Origin of the sequence: uncultured Gemella sp. (assembly GCF_963519265.1) — a bacterium.
GTDB lineage: Bacteria > Bacillota > Bacilli > Staphylococcales > Gemellaceae > Gemella.
Genome location: NZ_CAUQNQ010000028.1, coordinates 1 through 18651 on the forward strand (window position 1 = coordinate 1; position 18651 = coordinate 18651).

Genomic DNA, 18651 nt, shown 5'->3' on the forward strand with positions numbered 1-18651 from the left:
GTGATTATATCAAACAAGAAGATGTAGAAAAACTTCTTGAGTGGAGAAATAATTTGTAAGAAAAGTTCTTAATCGATGAGATTAGTTTCAAAGAAATAAAGTAATAATAAAGATGTAGCTTAGAAGAAAGTTTTAGGATACATCTTTTTATATTGGCTATTTGTCAAGTACGATTGATTTAGAAATATAAGAAGGTTAATATAATTTATTTCCATCAAAAATTAGAATTTTTTAAAGAGATTTAAACAACTTGTGATTTCAAGAGAGAATATGAAACATTGATATAGTAATGTTTGTGTAATTTAATGTTACTATATTTTTTAGTACAACAACTATTTATCCAAGTATTTTATATAATTTTAAGTACTTCTAATTATCTTCTTAGTGTTTTTCTATTTTAAATATAATTCACTGGGGAACCCTAACGAATTCAATACCTTAGTAGCATGATTTTTATTGTCCATACTGTTATAAAATTTTTCTATCAGTAAAACTAATCGATCTTTTAAGTTAGTGTATTCGATAATGTTAAAAAAACATTTAAAAGTTAAAATTGTACTATATACTGTTTGTCTAGATTCTCTTTTGTCTTGATTATGTAATTCATTAATATATTTTATGTTATTTTTACATTTGAAATTAATTAATCTATTGTTATGAGCTACTACATTTCTAATTTGTCTAATGTTTTCAAGTATAGATGAAAATACAGCTACATCTAATCTAATAATTTTATCCTTAGAAGATAAGTTTTTATTTATATGATTTCTCACTATTGTATATTTCAATGTTGGAGTTAATGTATTATAAAAATATATACTTTGTCCTAAAGTTAAAAAGTTAGATAATACCCATAAAGGAACATCATTGTGGTTATTTATATAGTGTTTGATAGCATTAGCTTTTTTATCATTACTGTAAAAATTAATTATATTTGTGTATGTACTAATTACACTGAATGCAGAAGATAAGTTTTTCTTATCATAGTTCCTTACATTTAAAAATGCATATTCTTCTTGATACTTGTTACAATATTCATAAATTAACATAGCCTTAAATATACTTTCTATTTCAGTAAGATATTCAAATAATATTTTCTTTAGTTCTCTATCTAGATTTTGTACCATAAGGATATTTTCAAAATAAGTATTATCTTCATAGGTATTAAAACTATTTATCATAAATTTACTGTAATTATTAATAAGATTATAATAATTATTTTTTAATAATATTTCTCTTGCTTTTTCTTTATCTTTAAATTTTAAATTTCTTTTTTCTAATAAGTCAATTTGTTGATCTATTGTTCTAAAAGGTTTTCCCATATTTCTCACCTCTTTCATATAAAATAAAACACGGCTTACAAATAAATGTAAACCGTGCTTACGCTACTAGAAGTCCGCAGTACATTCTAGTGCTATACCTTATTTACATTTTAGCATTTTTTGTTAATATTTTCAAGATATTTTTATTGATAATTTAAAAACAGTTTCCATATTTTCTTGACACACTTTGATATAGAATAGCATGGGAGTGATTCAAAAATCGTGATTTTGGAGAAACAAGATTTTGTAGAGTTGCTATCGCACAGTTCATTAGATATCTAAAAAGTTTTTTCTAAAGCGAATTTAGATATCAATAAACCACTGCGTCTATGAGTATGAACTTTGTTAAATTTTAGGACTTTTTGGTCAGTTTCATTCTGATTAAAACTCTTTCTCGTTATGTTTATTATATTATATTTTTTAGTATAGTGTCTAGTTTTTAAGTGTGACTCTAAGTTAAATTAAAAGAAATAAAGTATATAAAGTAATAATAAAGATGTAGCTTAGAGGAAAGTTTTAAGATACATCCTTTTATATTATCACTTTAATTTGATAGCGATTATCAATGGCTTATGATATAATTATATTAATAATATAAGGTAGTGAGGTAATGAGAAATGGATAATATTATTGATGTGAGTATACCAGTTGCACAAGTTGTTGATAAACACCCAGAAGTATTGGATATTTTAGTAGATTTAGGGTTTAAGCCTTTGGCTAATCCTATTATGAGAAATACTGTAGGTAGAAAGACTTCACTTAGAATGGGTTCGAAATTGGCAGGAATTAAACTTGAAACAATTATTGCTACATTAGAAGCTAATGGATATGAAGTAGTAGGACTAGACTAATGGCTACAAAGAGAATTGAAGTTTTACGCGATATATTATTACGACTTCATAAAGGTGAGTCTGCCGAATCTGTTCAAGATGAATTCAATGAACATTTTTCTGGAGTATCTGCTATTGAAATATCTTTAATGGAGCATGAGCTTATGAATTCAGATTCTGGCGTAACTTTTGAAGATGTTATGAAGTTATGTAATGTACATGCTAATTTGTTTAAAGGTGCGATAAAAACTGTAGAAGTTGAAGATAGTGAGCATCCAGGACATCCAGTTCAAGTGTTTAAACAAGAGAATTTAGCTTTAAGAGCTGCGATTATTCGAGTACGCAGAATTTTAGACAATTATGCTAAGCTCGATGATGGTGATACAAAAGTAGCAGTTTTAAAAGGATTGCTTCGTCAGTTGCAATTATTAGGGCAATTTGATATTCATTATAAACGCAAAGAAGAACTTATGTTTCCTATAATGGAGAGATATGGACATGATGCACCACCTAAGGTTATGTGGGGTGTTGATGATGAAATAAGAGATTTGTTTAAACTAGCAAAAGAAGAAGCGGAAAAACTACCAAATGTAGAGATAGATGTAGTTAAAGAAAAGTTTGAAGTTTTTGTTAAAGAATTTGAGGAAATGATCTTTAAAGAAGAGTCGATTCTTCTTATGATATTATTAGAAACATTTACTCAAGATGATTGGTTGAGTATAGCTAAAGATAGTGATACATACGGTTATGCAATAATTCGACCTCAAGAAGAGTGGATACCTCACAGAGAAGATTTTGAAACTAAAATTACTAGTGATGACAGTGAGGTAATGGAAGTAAAAGAAGGGGAATTAACGAAAGTAATACAAACTCCTGAAGGAGAGTTCACTATTACTTACAAACCGAAAGAAGTTAAAAAAGAAACTTTCAATAGGGAAACACCTCAGAAAATAGGAAATGGTTATCTATCATTAAATCAAATTGATTTAATATTAAATCATCTGCCTATGGAAATTACCTTTGTTAATAAAGACGAAGTTTTTCAGTATTATAATGATCATTGTTCAGAAGAAGAGATGATTTTTAAACGCACGCCAGGACAAGTAGGTAGAAATGTAGAACTATGTCATCCACCAAAGTATCTTGAGAAAGTTAAAACTATAATGAAGAACTTGCGAGATAGGAAAAAAGACAAGTATGAAATGTGGTTTAAATCAGAATCAAGAGGGAAGTTTGTTCATGTTACTTATGCAGGTGTTTATGATGAAAATGGTGAATTTCAAGGAGTATTAGAATATGTTCAAGATATAGCTCCTTATAGAGAAATAGACAGTAATTATTATAGGGGAATAGAATAATAAAGTAATTTAAAAAGAGAAAACTTATTTTTAAAGTATCTATAACGTTATATACAGACCTAAAATAATATAAAATATTTTGAATGCTTTTCAAAATAAATTAGAAGTTAAACCTGCAGGGTGGATAAAATTTTGACTCTTTGTCAAGTGCGGTTGATTTAGAAAAATAGGGAGGAAGCTACGCTATATTAAGCGACCTAGATTTCCCCCTGTTTTTCGTTTTAACTTTATTGTTTTCTTTTTAGCGAGATTTGAGTTATATTATAATGAAAAATCTTATAATAGAATAACTGAAAAGACAAACAATTATTTTATGGAAACTAAATATATACTTATGGTATTTAAAATAAGAATAAATCCTAAAGAAACTAAGATAAGTAGTTCAGTGTAATTGATTTGTCTAATATATTAGAGAATATAAAAGGTAAATGTCAATATTAAATTATTTTAAAAAAAAATTATAGATAGACACTATTCGTCCACCAAATATGGTAAAATATAATTGTTGAAAAAATAACATAAAAAAATTAATTTAGGAGAAGTATATTATGTATAACGAAATAAATAAAGAAGAAAAATTAACAAAAGAAGAAAGAGATATTTTAGAAAGAAATTTAAAGATATGTTTTGAAACTATATTTAAGGATCCTGATACAAAAAGTTTCGATATGAAAGATATAGAAAATAAAGAGAGATTTTTAGAAAAGTTTAGTCCTTGGCATCAAGATAAAGATCAAAAGCTAATTCGAAAATTTGTAGATAATGTCAAGAATGATAATTCTACTGATGATTTTTCTTGGTTAGATATTTTAAATAATGATAAGAGATGGAATAAAGATGATGAGTTAAAAAAAGAAATAAAAGAAAATAAAAATAAATATATAAATATGCATTATCAAATTCCAACCCATTTTCATGGAGATATTGACAATGCAGTGCTCTTCTACTGTATGGAAAATCCTAGAGGTTATACCAAGGATTCGGATATGGATACATGGGCAGAAAAACAGATGTTTGGTAAGAAAACTGTAGATAATTATTATAAGCACACCGCAAAACTTAGAGATGAAACTTGGAAGAATGAAACAAGTCAAAAAATTATAAAAGAACGATATAATTTAAATGGTTTTACTCCCAATTCAATTGAAAAAATTATTTATAGTAATAGTAAAGATGAAACTCCTTTAAGACGTGAATTAGAGAATATGTTTAAAGAGAATAAGGAATTTTTTGATAAGAAGTACACACTTGTGAAGAATAAAAGGAGTAAAAAGCCAGCTCTATCTGATAAGTATTACTATATATCACGTTTTTATGCTCAATTATTAGAAATAAATGGAGAAAATTTGAGTAAGTATAATATTGAATCTGAATATAAAGAAGAGGCTAAAGCAGAGCGAGATAAAGCTATTAAAATTTCTGAAAAGATATGCAATGTTGAGATATACCCATTCTCTTCTTCTGACCCAAAATTAAAAGGTATTGGAGGAAAAATTCTTCGCAATTCAGATTTATCTCGTTTGGGAGCTTACATTGTATTGAGAAGAATTTATAAGTATTTACAAGAGGTAGAAAAAGGTAAAAAAGATGCCCAAAAACCAGTTATTATTTTTCGTAAATATGACAGTGCATGGAAAGAACTGTTTAAAAAAATATTTGATGAAGTAAAAGATTTTAATAATAAGTTAGTTCTAGAATTGTTAGAAAAAGGTTTCTTTTATTGCCAACTAGCCCAACAGGGAGGGGGTATTACATCTGGTAATGTTATTTCAGTTCCTAATTATAAAATACTTTTATCTATGAAAAAAGATGCTTTTAAAGAAATTTCTGACCTATTACCACGAATTGATATTGATAAAATTAGTGTAAAAGAATCAGGTAATGAATGATGAATTCTCAAGAAAGACTAATAACAATTTTTCTTCGCCTACAATCTGGGAAACGATTATCTAAAGCACAATTAACTAGTGAGTTTTCTGTGAATCCAAAAACTATTCAACGTGATATAAGTACACTAAGGAGAATAATAGAAGAACAGCATCTTTCAAATTGTGAAATAGTATTTGATACTTCTGATAATACCTATCGTTTTTTAGGGGAGACTACTTTTAATAAAAAATATATCTTGATTATTTCAAAGATACTTTTAGAAAATAGAGCATTGAATAAATCAGAGATGAATTCGTTGCTAGAAAGCCTTTTAGCATTACTTTCGAGTGAAGAAATGAAAGAGGTTAAATCTATTATAGAAAATGAACATTTTAATTATAAATCATTGACAAATGAAAAAGATAGGATTGAAACTGTATGGTTTATATCTGAGGCAATTCGGAGTAAACAAATGTTAGAAATAGACTATAATGCTCCTCTAAAAGAAAAGAAAACTCATATTATTTTTCCGGTTTCTTTATACTACGATGCTCATTATTTTTATTTAGTTGCTTATCATCTAAAATATGAAAACTATACAACCTTTCGAATTGATAGAATAAGTAGTTATAGTAAATCTAATGAAAAAAAACCAAATATATCCTATGGGAAAATTTATAAAGATGGAGATGTTCGTAATCAAAAAGTTGATGCTTTTGAAGGTAGTAGGGTTAGAATTACTTTGATATATAAAGGGAATTCAGAAATTATTTTAGACAAATTTCCAAATCATACAATTCTTTCGGCAGAAAAAGATGAGATGAAGATTCAAATCGATACACAATATACTCCAGGACTCAAAAGATGGATTTTAGGGCAAGGTGGAGAGGTGACTGTATTAACTCCTCAAAAGTTAGTTGAAGAGTTGCAAGAAATACTTGAAAAAACATTAAAAAATTATAAAAAATAAACGAGGTAGACAAAATAAGTCTACCTCGTTTTTTATAATAGAGATATAAAAAGTGAAAGAAGGAAGATAGAATGAGAAAAGTAGAAATAGAAAAAACTTTTGAAATTGAATTATTAACTAATATGAATGAAGTAATAGAATTTCATAATAGACATTATGGAGGACAGATGATTGTATTATCTCTATCAGATATAAAAGAATTGGTTGAAGGAAAATTTTTTGCTTGGTCAACTGGGCAAGGGGAATATTCGGAAGTATTATATTTAGATGAAGAAGTGAAGGAAGTAATTAAGAAAATAGTATAAGGAGAATTTTCATGTCGAAAAAAAATATTATAGATTACAAAGTTAGCCGTCAACTAAAACTTGCATTAGAAGTACTAAATAATCGTATTCTTGAAAAAGAGTATAAAGTTATTGAAAGCCAAGATATTTTATTCAGCATACTAGATGTTTGTGATACAGGTATGGGTTATGCTTTAGGGTATTATTCTTTAACAAAAAGTAAATTGTTAAAGGAGTTTTCTAACGGGAAAGTTATTGATGGAAGAAATCGATCTTCTATAGAAGTTGATGAATTAAATATACTTTCTAGAAGAAGGATAATTAATGATATTATTGTTTCTTCACCAGTAGAAATCATTAAAGAACCGTCTTCTTCATATTACCTTACAGAATGTAATGCTTTTCCAATATCTGAACACTTGAAATCTATTTTTGACTTTGCAGAGGAGATGCGTTTACAAAATTCACCTGATGGTGTTATTGATTCATACTGGATACTAAATGGAATTTCTCAAGAGAGGGAAACAAATGCAAATCAACTTATTTATAAACAATATCTACTAACAGGAAATATTCACACAGAAGAATTTTTACTAGGCGTATTTAAAAATTCTAAGTTTTTGTATAAGGATTTTTTTGATGGCAAACTTGAGAGGGAAAAAGCTTCAAAAATAAAAAAAGAGTCTCAAATTTCTGTTAAGTTATCTAACCCAGATTATTCATTATTAAATGATATTGCTACCGATATAACTTTAAAAGCTAAAAACGGTGAATTGATGGATGTTATTGGACGAAATGAAGAAATTCGTAAAGTAGAGATGGTTCTCACACGTAGAGATAAAAACAACGTTGTTTTATTAGGAGATGGCGGTGTAGGTAAATCGGCAATAGTTGATGGGATAGCAATGCGTATTGCTAAAAATAAGATTGTATCACTTAAAGGGAAGAAAATTTTGCAATTTAGTCTAAACGATTTAAAAGCTAAAATTGGAGGAGTTACTAGTGAAGGAATTATTAAATTCATTGAAGAGATGAAACGAGAAAAAGATGTAATTTTATTTATTGATGAGATTCATATGTTAGGAAGGGTTAAACATATAATGGATGCATTTAAACCTTTAATGGCACGTGGAGATTTTCGAATTATTGGTGCTACAACACCGATGGAATGGAAATTATATATCTCAAGTGATACTGCACTAGTCAGACGTTTTGAAAAAGTAATAGTAGATGAACCAAGTATTGAAGAAACTATCAATATTGTTAAAAATGTATCGTCAGTATATGAAAATTTTCATCGCGTAAATTTTGAGGAGGATACTATTGAGTTAGCGGTAAGATTAGCTAAGAAATATCTAAAGGGAGAGAAACTGCCAGATTCTGCCTTTACAGTAATCGATAATGCAGCGGCTTTAGCTCGAATTGAAGCGAATCAGGATATTGTTATGATTAGGGATTACAGAAATGAAGTAAATAAATTAAAGAAACAACTAAAAGAAGCGGAATCTATAGAATATAATGAAGCTGCTGTTGATGATATAAGAAAAAGACTTGAACTTAAAGTTAGAGATTTTCAAAAAGAACGCAATAATTTAACTTTTAATAATTATGAACTTAAAATTACAAAGGAAGATATAAAAAAAGTAGTAGAGCAAAAAGCTGGTGTTAAAATCAGAGAGAAAGATTTGAAAGTTGGTAAAGATGCAGATGAAGAAGAATTAAGTAGACTTTTTAATTTGAAGAGTATCTTAGCAACGAAAGTTATTGGACAAATGGAGGCTACAAATACCATAGCAGAGGCTGTTATTCGTTCAAAAACAGGCTTCAGAAATCCTAAACGTCCTATTGGAGTTTTCTTATTTTTAGGTACTAGTGGAGTCGGAAAAACAGAAACAGCGAAAGTATTATCGGAAGAATTAACAGGTTCAGTTGATGATCTTATTCGTTTAGATATGTCAGAATATCAACAAGAACATGAAGTAGCAAAATTAATAGGTGCACCTCCTGGCTATGTAGGTTTTAAAAGTGGAGGAATTTTGACAAGAGCTGTAAAAAATAATCCAAAATCTGTTGTGTTGTTAGATGAGATTGAAAAAGCACACCCTAGAATTTATGATTTAATGTTACAAGTTTTTGATGATGGAATTTTAACGGATGGTATGGGTGAGAGAGTAGATTTTTCAAATACAATTATTATATTAACTTCAAATTTAGGTTCAAATTTAATTAGAGAGGAGAAGAAAGTTGGCTTTGCAAAATATGGAATGGAACAGATAATTCAAGAAAAAACCATGAGAGCAATTAATAATTTTTTCCGTCCAGAATTATTAAATCGTATAGATGAAATCGTAACCTTTAAATCCTTCACAGAAGAGTCAATATTTAAAATTACTAGCTTATTACTTGAAAAAGAAGTAGAAATCGTTAAGGAAAGTGGCTATGAATTGAAGTTTACGAAGGAGGCAGTTAGATTTCTTGTTAAAACAACTTATGATTCAGAAAAAGGAGCCCGAGCAATTCGGCGAGGAATTACTAAGCTAATAGAGACACCTTTATCAGAGTTGATTATCAATAATTGTATCAGTAAAGGAGACAAGGTAGTTGTGGATTCTGATGGATTTGAATTGTTATTTGAAGTTGTTAAGTAAAGGAGGATAATTATGGGACTTTCTTATGGACCAAAGTATACGTGGACAAATCACTTTGAAAAAAGAGCTCAAGAACGTTTTGGAGTAAATGAGGAACGACTATCAAAGTGGATTGGTAGACAAATCGGGAGTCTAACAGTTTATGGTTCTAATGTAGAGCAACGACCTGAAGAAAGAAAATATATTTCTGACTATGGAGTTATTTTTGTATGTAATACAGTTGAACAAAAATTTATCACTTGTTATGAAGCGAAAGATATAATTTTTGAAGGGAAGAAGGTAACAATTCATGATTATAATGTAGATTTATTTAGGGATGAAGTAGAAAATCTAGCAAGAAAATATTGCTTAAAAGATGCTAAGGAAATGTTATGTAGTGTAGAGGAACATCTACATAAGTTTCAGGAAATTTCTCAAAAATTAATCTCAGGAAGATTGACAAAGTATAACTATAATCTTATTACTAACTTAATTGATGAGTTTCATATAATTAAGTCTGCAATGAGAGTTATAGAAACTAAACGTGGTGATTTTAAAATTTAATTTATACATTTGAGTTTTCAAATAGCTATTTTAAATCTGCTATTTGAAAAGAAATATACATTAGTTTGCTAATATGTTATAATTACAAAAAATAAAATGGATGTAATTTTTTTAAAGAGAAAAAATTAATGAAGGATTTTAAAAGTATTTATCAAGAAGAATATGAAAAACTTAATAAACAACAACAAGCAGTCGATTCAGTAGAAGGTTCAGTGATGGTTATTGCTGGTCCTGGTACAGGGAAAACCCAAATTCTTTCTCGTCGTGTTGCGAATATCTTAACTAATTACACCACCAAAGGGTTTTATTCACAATCTTCAGAGAAACCTTATTTTTAAAGTATCTATAACGTTATATACAGACCTAAAATAATATAAAATACTTTAGATACTCTTTAAAATAAATTAGAAGTTAAACCTACAGGCTGGATAAAATTTTCTTTCTTGTAGGTTTTTCTATGTAAAATATAGTCCAGTATAATCATCTATGGTATAATTAAAAAATATAATAAATAATGGTAAAGAAAAGATATTTATGAACGAGAGAGAATTGAAGGTATGACACCATACATCACAGCAACAGCAAACAATAATGGAATAGGGTATTTTATTTCTAATGAAAATGCAACCTTGCAAGAAAAGTGTATATCTGTTAATCGTAATGGCTCGGTAGGATATTCATTTTATCATTCATATCCTGCACTTTTTGGAAATGATACTAGAAAATTAATTCCAAAATACAGTGATGACTATGTGGCGAAATTTATCTCATTTATGATTTCTAGTCAAAAAGAAAAGTATGGGTATGGTTATAAGGTGGGAACAGCACGCTTGAAACGTCAGAAAATATTATTACCTATAAATAAAGATAAATCTACAAATTATGATTTTATGAAGAAATATATATTAATTCAAGAGATAATTTCTATATATTCAATTTTAGAATGTTATAAATAAAATTAGTATATATACTAAATTAGACTAAAAAGCACTTTTCTAGATGCAGAATAGTGCTTTTTATGTTTATGAATATATTTTATCAAATACATTTTTTCTTAATTTTCTTGTTGCAAGGATCAACAGTATGATTAGTATTAGAGAATATACTATTCCTACTATATGTGCTGATGATGGCAGCATAGCAATTAAGAAGAATGTCGCTACATTAAGTAGTACTAATAATAAAATAGCTCCGAAAGCTAAAATAGTTAATAGGACTTGATTTATCGAACTACGATTAGCTAAATCTGTGATAGTGTTCCAGTTTAGATATAATTTTTTATAGTCGCTTGTATAACTATAGAATGAAAAGACAATACTTGAAATAATATAAGATATTATTGTTACAATTGCTAATAAGATTGATGTTTTAGTTATAATTAACATCGCAATCAGAGTAAATAATCCAAAACCAAGTTGTAAACAAGTGGCGATTGCTAATTTGATTTTTAGGTATTTTTTAAAATCTAATGGAAGAGATTTTAAAAAATAGTAATCTTGTTTTTCTAGTGATATTGCTATACTTGTAAAATTCATAGGATTAGAATTGATGTACAATGCTAATGTAAATCCTATAGTCATAGCTACTGGATAGAATATAAGTGGTAGTATAATGCCTCCGTGCTTTCTAATTTCTATAATTGGAATTACAAATATACCAAGTGTAATTATAAGATTAGTAAATACAGTTGTGGAAATTGTACTGTTTAACAATAATTTTACATTTCTCTTAACTAGTTTAGAAGATAGCGTAGTTGATGTACTATTAGTATTTTCTTTGATTTTTACAGTTTTAGAACTAGATGTGTATGTATTACCAGATATTCTATATAAGTCTTTCATATATTTTCTTATTACAAATATATATGTAGTAAAGAAAGAAATAAGTGCTAAGATAATAGCTACTATTAAGTAAGTATAAGTCTTAGAAATATCTAATACGAGTATATTTAAAAATAAATCTCCTGAATAATCAGAGTCAAAACTTTTAAAAGTATGAGCAAAATTAAATATGTATCCTGTGAAGAATATCAACGCAATTAATATTGTAGCTGCATTAACTTTCCCTTTATTCTTCTTAAAATTTGGGATATAAGTAATAAATGAAAGTAGTGTCATAATAGAACATATTAAAGTAATCATAAATGCAAAACTATATACTAATACGAAGAAAAATTTTTGAATTGAAAACTCTGCATTTAATCCAATAATCAAGTTTATAACTATTAAAGGAGTAAAATTACTAATAACTTGTGAAAGTAGAGTGAACAATTTACTAAAAAATATTTCAGATCCTGTAACAGGTAAGTGAATAATTGCTAATGTATCATCACTTTCGTAAAACATATTGATAAAATTATTTAAAATCTGAATAAACACTAATAATAAAATAAAGAAAAGTATATTTCGATATCCCGGTCCAGAAAAGTTAAAACCACGAGAAAACATTGAAAATACAAATAAAATATTTAAGAAATTGAAAAAATTAAGCATTAAAACATTTCTAAAAAGATTATGTCTTATATCGCTCTTTCCACTGAATTTTTTTCTGTATTTTATTCTTTGAGGTGAAAAACTATAAAGAAGATTCGTTAAGAATAATTCTTTCATTACATTGAACCTCATAATTAATCACCACCTAAAATATTTGAATTTGAATTTTTTACTATATTAAGATAAATTTCTTCTAAATTATCTCCCTCAAATTGTTCTTTAAGCTTGTTAAGTGTACCGATAAAAACTAGTTTTCCTTTGCTGAGGATACCTATTCTATCGCATAGATGTTCAGCGACCTCCAAGACATGAGTAGAGAATAGGACACTATTTCCTTTTGAAGCGTGCTCTTTCATTAAGTTTTTTAAGTCAAATGCAGCTTGTGGATCTAATCCTGTCATCGGTTCATCCATAATCCAAAACTTAGGTTCTGATAATAATGCTCCAATAACAAATACTTTTTGTCTCATACCATGAGAGAAGGAACTAATTTCTTGATGTTCAACTCCTATCATATTAAATAATTTGCAGTATCTATTAAGAATATTATCTCTTGTTTTATTATCAATTTCATATATGCTAGCGACTAATGACCAATATTCAAAGGCCGATAATGTAAGAAACATATCAGGTGAATCAGGTACATAGCCAATTTGCTTTTTGCACGCTAATCTATTATTTTTTAAAAGTAGGTCATTGAAATAAATCTCTCCCGAAGTAGGCTCTAATATACTAACTAAAGATTTGATTGTAGTTGACTTACCAGCTCCGTTATGCCCGATAAGTCCGAATATCTCCCCATCATTGATTGTAAAACTTAAATCATCAACAGCACACTTTGTATCAAATTTCACGGTAAGATTTTTAATTTTTATCATAAATAGCCCTCCATATGTATTAAGTTAATTAAATTATACAGCTAACAAAAGAAATTAGCAATATAAAAATCATGCTAATCTCGATAATTATTCTCTTATGAGTTAAATAATACATGCTATGAATAATAGTAAGAAATACCTGGTATAGTGTATAATAAATCTAATGATGAAACGCCTGGAAGTGTTTGTTTATAAGTTAAAAATGATACACCTGGTTAAGTGTGAAAATAGAATGTGATAATAGCAAGTGAAAAAAGATGTAAAAAATTTTAAAAAAGTGTTGACAAGAAAAAATAAAAGTGGTATTATTTAGTACGTGAGTGTTACGGCACTCTGTGTAAAGCCACTAAGGCTTATAAAAAATTAAAAAATGCGATACACCTGGATAGGTGATTCGTAAATAAACAGGGAAGGAGGAAATCAGGAAAATGCCAACTATTAACCAATTAGTTCGTAAACCTCGTAAATCAAAAGTATCAAAATCAGATTCACCAGCACTTAACAAAGGTTACAACTCTCAAAGAAAGAAAGAAACTAACATTTCTTCACCACAAAAACGTGGAGTTTGTACTCGTGTTGGGACTATGACACCTAAAAAACCTAACTCAGCTTTACGTAAATATGCACGTGTTCGTTTATCAAACCAAATCGAAGTAACAGCATATATCCCAGGTATCGGACACAACCTACAAGAACACAGTGTTGTACTTATTCGTGGAGGACGTGTAAAAGACTTACCAGGGGTACGTTACCACATCATCCGTGGAGCTTTAGATACTGCAGGAGTTAACGACCGTAAACAAGGACGTTCACTATACGGTGCTAAAAAACCAAAAGAGAAAAAATAATATAAGATAAAAATTTGATAAAAAGAATTCGTGAAAGGAGGCAGACACTATGCCACGTAAAGGTCCAGTTGCAAAACGTGACGTTTTGCCAGATCCAATTTATAACTCAAAATTAGTTACAAAATTGATTAACAAATTAATGCTAGATGGGAAACGCGGTACAGCACAAAGAATTTTATATTCTGCGTTTGATTTAATTAAAGAAAAATCAGGACGTGATGCTATGGAAGTTTTCGAAGAAGCATTAAACAACATTATGCCAGTTCTTGAAGTTCGTGCTCGTCGTGTTGGTGGTTCTAACTACCAAGTACCAGTAGAAGTACGTGCTGAAAGAAGAACTACATTAGGTCTACGTTGGTTAGTTAACTATTCTCGTTTAAGAGGAGAAAAAACTATGGAACAACGTTTAGCTAATGAAATTTTAGACGCAGCAAATAACACTGGTTCAGCTGTTAAGAAACGTGAAGATACTCACAAAATGGCTGAAGCTAACAAAGCATTTGCTCACTATCGTTGGTAATTATAGGGTGAATATCAAGCTATTTTATAGCTTGAGTTTTTCACTATAAAAGACAAATTACTCAAAACATTTAAAAATTTATGAAAGGAGAAAATTGACTCATGACTAGAGCATTTTCTTTAAAAGATACTCGTAATATCGGTATCATGGCTCACATCGACGCAGGTAAAACTACTGCTACAGAGCGTATTTTGTTCTACACTGGGAAAATCCACAAAATCGGAGATACTCACGATGGTAACTCTCAAATGGACTGGATGGAACAAGAACAAGAACGTGGTATCACTATTACATCTGCTGCAACAACTGCTGAGTGGAAAAAACACCGTATCAACATCATCGATACACCGGGACACGTAGACTTCACAGTTGAGGTTGAACGTTCACTTCGTGTACTTGATGGATCAGTAGCAGTACTAGATGCGCAATCAGGTGTTGAACCACAAACAGAAACAGTTTGGCGTCAAGCTACAACTTATGGAGTTCCTCGTATCGTATTCGTAAACAAAATGGATAAAACAGGAGCTGACTTCCTATATTCTGTAGGAACAATCCATGACAGATTACAAGCTAATGCACACCCAATTCAACTTCCAATCGGAGCTGAAGATTTATTCGAGGGTGTAATTGACCTTGTTGAAATGAAAGCTATCTACAATGAAGGTAGCGTTGGGGAAAATCTTGTTGTAAAAGAAATCCCAGCTGAATATCAAGATCAAGCTGAAGAATACCGTGAAAAATTAATCGAAGCTGTTGCAGAATTCGATGAAGACTTCATGGAAAAATACTTAGGTGGAGAAGAAATTACAATTGACGAGCTTAAAGCTGCAATTCGTAAAGCTACATTATCTGTAGAATTCTTCCCAGTAGTATGTGGATCAGCATTCAAATATAAAGGTGTACAACCAATGCTAGATGCAGTAGTAGAATACCTACCATCTCCATTAGATGTACCTGCTATTAAAGGGGTTAACCCAGATACTGATGAAGAAGTAGAAAGACACTCTTCAGACGAAGAGCCATTCTCAGCCCTAGCTTTCAAAGTTATGACTGACCCATTCGTAGGGAAACTTACTTTCTTCCGTGTGTACTCAGGTATTTTATCATCTGGTTCATACGTTAAAAACTCAACTAAAGGTAAACGTGAACGTGTAGGACGTATCCTACAAATGCACGCTAACACTCGTAACGAAATCGCTGAAGTTTACGCTGGTGATATCGCTGCAGCTGTTGGTCTTAAAGATACTACTACTGGGGACACACTTTGTGACGAGAAAAACGAAGTTATTCTTGAATCAATGGAATTCCCAGAACCAGTTATCCAACTTTCAGTTGAACCAAAATCAAAAGCTGACCAAGATAAAATGTCTACAGCTTTACAAAAATTACAAGAAGAAGACCCAACATTTTGTGCTAGAACTGACGAAGAAACTGGACAAGTTATCATCGCAGGTATGGGTGAGCTTCACTTAGACATCTTCGTTGACCGTATGCGTCGTGAATTCAAAGTTGAATGTACAGTAGGTGCTCCAATGGTATCTTACCGTGAAACATTCAAACAAGCTGCACAAGTACAAGGTAAATTCACTCGTCAATCTGGTGGACGTGGACAATACGGGGACGTATGGATTGAGTTCACTCCAAATGAGCCAGGTGCAGGATTTGAATTCGAAAATGCTATCGTTGGTGGGGTAGTTCCACGTGAATACATCCCAGCAGTAGAAGCAGGATTAAAAGACTCTATGGCAAATGGGGTATTAGCTGGATACGAATTAATCGACGTTAAAGCTAAATTATTCGATGGATCATACCACGATGTCGATTCATCTGAAATGGCGTTCAAAGTTGCTGCATCATTAGCTCTTAAAGAAGCTGCTAAAAAATGTAACCCAGTAATCTTAGAACCAATCATGAAAGTTGAAGTTGTAATGCCTGAAGAATACTTAGGAGATATCATGGGTGATATCACTTCACGTCGTGGACGTGTAGAAGGTATGGAAGCTCGTGGTAACGCTCAAGTAGTAAGTGCTTCAGTACCATTATCTGAAATGTTCGGATATGCAACTTCTCTACGTTCTGCAACTCAAGGACGTGGTACTTACTCAATGGTATTCGATCACTACGAAGAAGTACCTAAATCAATTTCTGAAGAAATTATCAAAAAAAATAAAGGATAATAAAAATTATTCTTTATAGTTGCAATTTTCGTTGTAACATTATAAAATATAGTTATCATAGAATGCTATGTGACTAATTATTAAAAAATAAAATTTTATTAACTTGAAGGAGACATTTTTAAAATGGCAAAAGAAAAATTTGACCGTAGTAAAACACATGCTAACATTGGAACAATTGGTCACGTTGACCACGGTAAAACTACTTTAACAGCAGCTATCGCTACTGTATTAGCAAAAACTTATGGTGGAGAAGCTAAAGACTACGCTTCAATCGATAACGCACCAGAAGAAAGAGAACGTGGTATCACAATCAACACTTCTCACATCGAGTACGAAACTCCAAACCGTCACTACGCACACGTAGACTGCCCAGGACATGCTGACTATGTTAAAAACATGATCACTGGTGCTGCTCAAATGGACGGAGCTATCTTAGTAATCGCTGCTACAGATGGACCAATGGCTCAAACTCGTGAGCACATCCTATTATCTCGTAACGTTGGAGTACCAAAAATCGTTGTATTCTTAAACAAATGTGATATGGTTGATGACGAAGAGTTATTAGAATTAGTTGAAATGGAAGTTCGTGAACTATTATCTGAATACGGATTCGACGGAGATGAACTACCAGTAATCAAAGGTTCTGCTCTTAAAGCTCTTGAAGGAGACGCTGATGCAGAAAAAGCTATCATCGAATTAATGGAAACAGTTGACGAGTACATCCCAACTCCAGAACGTGATAACGCTAAACCATTCATGATGCCAGTTGAGGACGTATTCTCAATCACAGGTCGTGGTACAGTTGCTACTGGACGTGTTGAACGTGGACAAGTTAAAGTTGGAGACGTAGTAGAAATCGTTGGATTAACTGAAGAACCAGCTTCAACTACTGTAACAGGTGTTGAAATGTTCCGTAAATTATTAGATTACGCTGAAGCAGGAGATAACATCGGTGCATTATTACGTGGTGTTGCTCGTGAAGATATCGAACGTGGACAAGTTTTAGCAGCTCCTAAAACAATCACTCCACACACTCAATTCGTAGCTGACGTATACGTATTATCTAAAGAAGAAGGTGGACGTCACACTCCATTCTTCACAAACTACCGTCCTCAATTCTACTTCCGTACTACTGACGTAACTGGTGTAGTTACTTTACCAGAAGGTACTGAAATGGTAATGCCTGGGGATAACGTATCAATCAACGTAGAACTTATTTCTCCAATCGCGATCGAAGAAGGAACTCGTTTCTCAATTCGTGAAGGTGGACGTACTGTAGGTTCAGGTGTTGTAACTTCAATCGTTAAATAATAATTGAATTGAAACACATTAAGCAAGGTGAATTTCACCTTGCTTTTTTTATATACTTAATATTTATTTACATAATGTTCATATTTAATTAGAGATATTTGATAGTTTTAGTACATTATATGTATTAATATTATATTTTTAATGTAAAATCATTATTTTTTGTAATTTTATTAGAAAATACGTACTATTTTTAATAAATCCTTGCAGAAAAACTGTAAGAGGTGTATAATATGTTTAAAGGTAGTATAGGGGAAAATAATATTGTAAATTCAAATATTTATGTATATTATTAGATATAATCAAAGTTACTCTAGGGATATTGAGTAATATTTTGGAATCGAGGTTAAGAAATTAACTTCGATTTTTTATTAATAAAAAATATAATTGTTTAATGGGGTAAGTTTTAAGTAGTTGTTTAGATAAATAATTGTATAAAGCATATTAATATGATAATATATGTTAGTGTAGAGTATTCTCATTATACCATTTATGAGTAATATATTAACTAATATTTTTAAATAAGGTCAAAATAGTATAAAAAGGAAGAAAATGAAGAATTTAAAGTTTGATGGAACTCAGTTAAAATATATAGCTATAATTG

Annotated in this window: 16 protein-coding genes; 13 read left to right on the forward strand and 3 right to left on the reverse strand. The window is 30.1% G+C overall.

Translation table 11 applies throughout. The features are described 5' to 3' along the window. Positions 1-392 precede the first annotated feature (392 nt). Positions 393-1322, reverse strand: coding sequence for an Abi family protein (locus RWN11_RS04435; protein WP_314160583.1), 930 nt, complete (start codon positions 1320-1322; stop codon positions 393-395). 617 nt (positions 1323-1939) lie between these two features. Between RWN11_RS04435 and RWN11_RS04440 the strand changes: the two genes are divergently transcribed. The 9 genes from RWN11_RS04440 to RWN11_RS04480 all read left to right on the forward strand — a co-directional run bounded on the left by RWN11_RS04440 (position 1940) and on the right by RWN11_RS04480 (position 10780). Then, positions 1940-2173, forward strand: a complete 234-nt coding sequence (locus RWN11_RS04440) for a DUF1858 domain-containing protein (RefSeq protein ID WP_003144696.1) — start codon at positions 1940-1942, stop codon at positions 2171-2173. Then, positions 2173-3510 (forward strand): DUF438 domain-containing protein, encoded by a 1338-nt coding sequence (locus tag RWN11_RS04445; RefSeq protein ID WP_314160584.1) that lies wholly within the window; start codon positions 2173-2175, stop codon positions 3508-3510. Before RWN11_RS04440 ends, RWN11_RS04445 begins: the two co-directional genes overlap by 1 nt. A 548-nt stretch (positions 3511-4058) precedes the next feature. Beyond that, positions 4059-5399: a hypothetical protein gene (locus RWN11_RS04450; protein ID WP_314160585.1), complete on the forward strand. Its 1341-nt coding sequence runs from the start codon at positions 4059-4061 to the stop codon at positions 5397-5399. Next, a complete protein-coding gene (locus RWN11_RS04455) occupies positions 5399-6349 on the forward strand; it encodes a WYL domain-containing protein (protein WP_314160586.1) in 951 nt (316 codons plus the stop codon). Before RWN11_RS04450 ends, RWN11_RS04455 begins: the two co-directional genes overlap by 1 nt. 71 nt (positions 6350-6420) lie before the next feature. Then, positions 6421-6654 carry a hypothetical protein gene (locus tag RWN11_RS04460; RefSeq protein WP_299324995.1) on the forward strand — a complete coding sequence of 78 codons (234 nt, stop codon included), beginning with the start codon at positions 6421-6423 and terminating at the stop codon, positions 6652-6654. Positions 6655-6665: 11 nt separating this feature from the next. Then, the gene (locus RWN11_RS04465; RefSeq protein ID WP_314160587.1) at positions 6666-9281 is read left to right on the forward strand and encodes an ATP-dependent Clp protease ATP-binding subunit; all 2616 of its coding nucleotides are present in this window, start codon (positions 6666-6668) and stop codon (positions 9279-9281) included. Between the two features lie 12 nt (positions 9282-9293). Then, a complete protein-coding gene (locus tag RWN11_RS04470; RefSeq protein ID WP_314160588.1) occupies positions 9294-9824 on the forward strand; it encodes a hypothetical protein in 531 nt (176 codons plus the stop codon). A gap of 128 nt (positions 9825-9952) precedes the next feature. Beyond that, positions 9953-10162 carry a UvrD-helicase domain-containing protein gene (locus RWN11_RS04475; RefSeq protein WP_314160589.1) on the forward strand — a complete coding sequence of 70 codons (210 nt, stop codon included), beginning with the start codon at positions 9953-9955 and terminating at the stop codon, positions 10160-10162. Positions 10163-10372: 210 nt separating this feature from the next. Beyond that, on the forward strand, positions 10373-10780 hold the full coding sequence (locus tag RWN11_RS04480; RefSeq protein WP_314160593.1) for a restriction endonuclease subunit S: 408 nt from the start codon (positions 10373-10375) through the stop codon (positions 10778-10780). A 66-nt stretch (positions 10781-10846) separates the two neighbouring features. Here the strand turns inward: RWN11_RS04480 and RWN11_RS04485 are convergent, their stop codons facing one another. Both RWN11_RS04485 and RWN11_RS04490 read right to left on the reverse strand, forming a co-directional pair. Then, complete coding sequence (locus RWN11_RS04485) at positions 10847-12448, reverse strand: hypothetical protein (RefSeq protein WP_314160590.1); 1602 nt, start codon at positions 12446-12448, stop codon at positions 10847-10849. Positions 12449-12450: 2 nt separating this feature from the next. Continuing rightward, positions 12451-13194, reverse strand: coding sequence for an ABC transporter ATP-binding protein (locus tag RWN11_RS04490; protein ID WP_314160591.1), 744 nt, complete (start codon positions 13192-13194; stop codon positions 12451-12453). A gap of 428 nt (positions 13195-13622) precedes the next feature. On the opposite strand from RWN11_RS04490, the gene rpsL reads away from it, so the two are divergent. The 4 genes from rpsL to tuf all read left to right on the forward strand — a co-directional run bounded on the left by rpsL (position 13623) and on the right by tuf (position 18050). Then, positions 13623-14042 (forward strand): 30S ribosomal protein S12, encoded by a 420-nt coding sequence (gene rpsL, locus RWN11_RS04495; RefSeq protein WP_003146927.1) that lies wholly within the window; start codon positions 13623-13625, stop codon positions 14040-14042. A 49-nt stretch (positions 14043-14091) separates the two neighbouring features. After that, on the forward strand, positions 14092-14562 hold the full coding sequence (gene rpsG / locus RWN11_RS04500; RefSeq protein ID WP_003144697.1) for a 30S ribosomal protein S7: 471 nt from the start codon (positions 14092-14094) through the stop codon (positions 14560-14562). 101 nt (positions 14563-14663) lie between these two features. Next, a complete protein-coding gene (gene fusA / locus RWN11_RS04505; protein WP_314160592.1) occupies positions 14664-16739 on the forward strand; it encodes an elongation factor G in 2076 nt (691 codons plus the stop codon). 123 nt (positions 16740-16862) lie between these two features. Next, positions 16863-18050, forward strand: a complete 1188-nt coding sequence (gene tuf, locus RWN11_RS04510) for an elongation factor Tu (protein ID WP_003144664.1) — start codon at positions 16863-16865, stop codon at positions 18048-18050. Positions 18051-18651 lie beyond the last annotated feature (601 nt).

Bases quoted from the DNA above. Each gene is read 5' to 3' on its own strand.
- RWN11_RS04435 (WP_314160583.1), bottom strand. From the start codon at position 1,322: ATGGGAAAACCTTTTAGAACAATAGATCAACAAATTGACTTATTAGAA.
- RWN11_RS04440 (WP_003144696.1), top strand. From the start codon at position 1,940: ATGGATAATATTATTGATGTGAGTATACCAGTTGCACAAGTTGTTGAT.
- RWN11_RS04445 (WP_314160584.1), top strand. From the start codon at position 2,173: ATGGCTACAAAGAGAATTGAAGTTTTACGCGATATATTATTACGACTT.
- RWN11_RS04450 (WP_314160585.1), top strand. From the start codon at position 4,059: ATGTATAACGAAATAAATAAAGAAGAAAAATTAACAAAAGAAGAAAGA.
- RWN11_RS04455 (WP_314160586.1), top strand. From the start codon at position 5,399: ATGAATTCTCAAGAAAGACTAATAACAATTTTTCTTCGCCTACAATCT.
- RWN11_RS04460 (WP_299324995.1), top strand. From the start codon at position 6,421: ATGAGAAAAGTAGAAATAGAAAAAACTTTTGAAATTGAATTATTAACT.
- RWN11_RS04465 (WP_314160587.1), top strand. From the start codon at position 6,666: ATGTCGAAAAAAAATATTATAGATTACAAAGTTAGCCGTCAACTAAAA.
- RWN11_RS04470 (WP_314160588.1), top strand. From the start codon at position 9,294: ATGGGACTTTCTTATGGACCAAAGTATACGTGGACAAATCACTTTGAA.
- RWN11_RS04475 (WP_314160589.1), top strand. From the start codon at position 9,953: ATGAAGGATTTTAAAAGTATTTATCAAGAAGAATATGAAAAACTTAAT.
- RWN11_RS04485 (WP_314160590.1), bottom strand. From the start codon at position 12,448: ATGAGGTTCAATGTAATGAAAGAATTATTCTTAACGAATCTTCTTTAT.
- RWN11_RS04490 (WP_314160591.1), bottom strand. From the start codon at position 13,194: ATGATAAAAATTAAAAATCTTACCGTGAAATTTGATACAAAGTGTGCT.
- rpsL (WP_003146927.1), top strand. From the start codon at position 13,623: ATGCCAACTATTAACCAATTAGTTCGTAAACCTCGTAAATCAAAAGTA.
- rpsG (WP_003144697.1), top strand. From the start codon at position 14,092: ATGCCACGTAAAGGTCCAGTTGCAAAACGTGACGTTTTGCCAGATCCA.
- fusA (WP_314160592.1), top strand. From the start codon at position 14,664: ATGACTAGAGCATTTTCTTTAAAAGATACTCGTAATATCGGTATCATG.
- tuf (WP_003144664.1), top strand. From the start codon at position 16,863: ATGGCAAAAGAAAAATTTGACCGTAGTAAAACACATGCTAACATTGGA.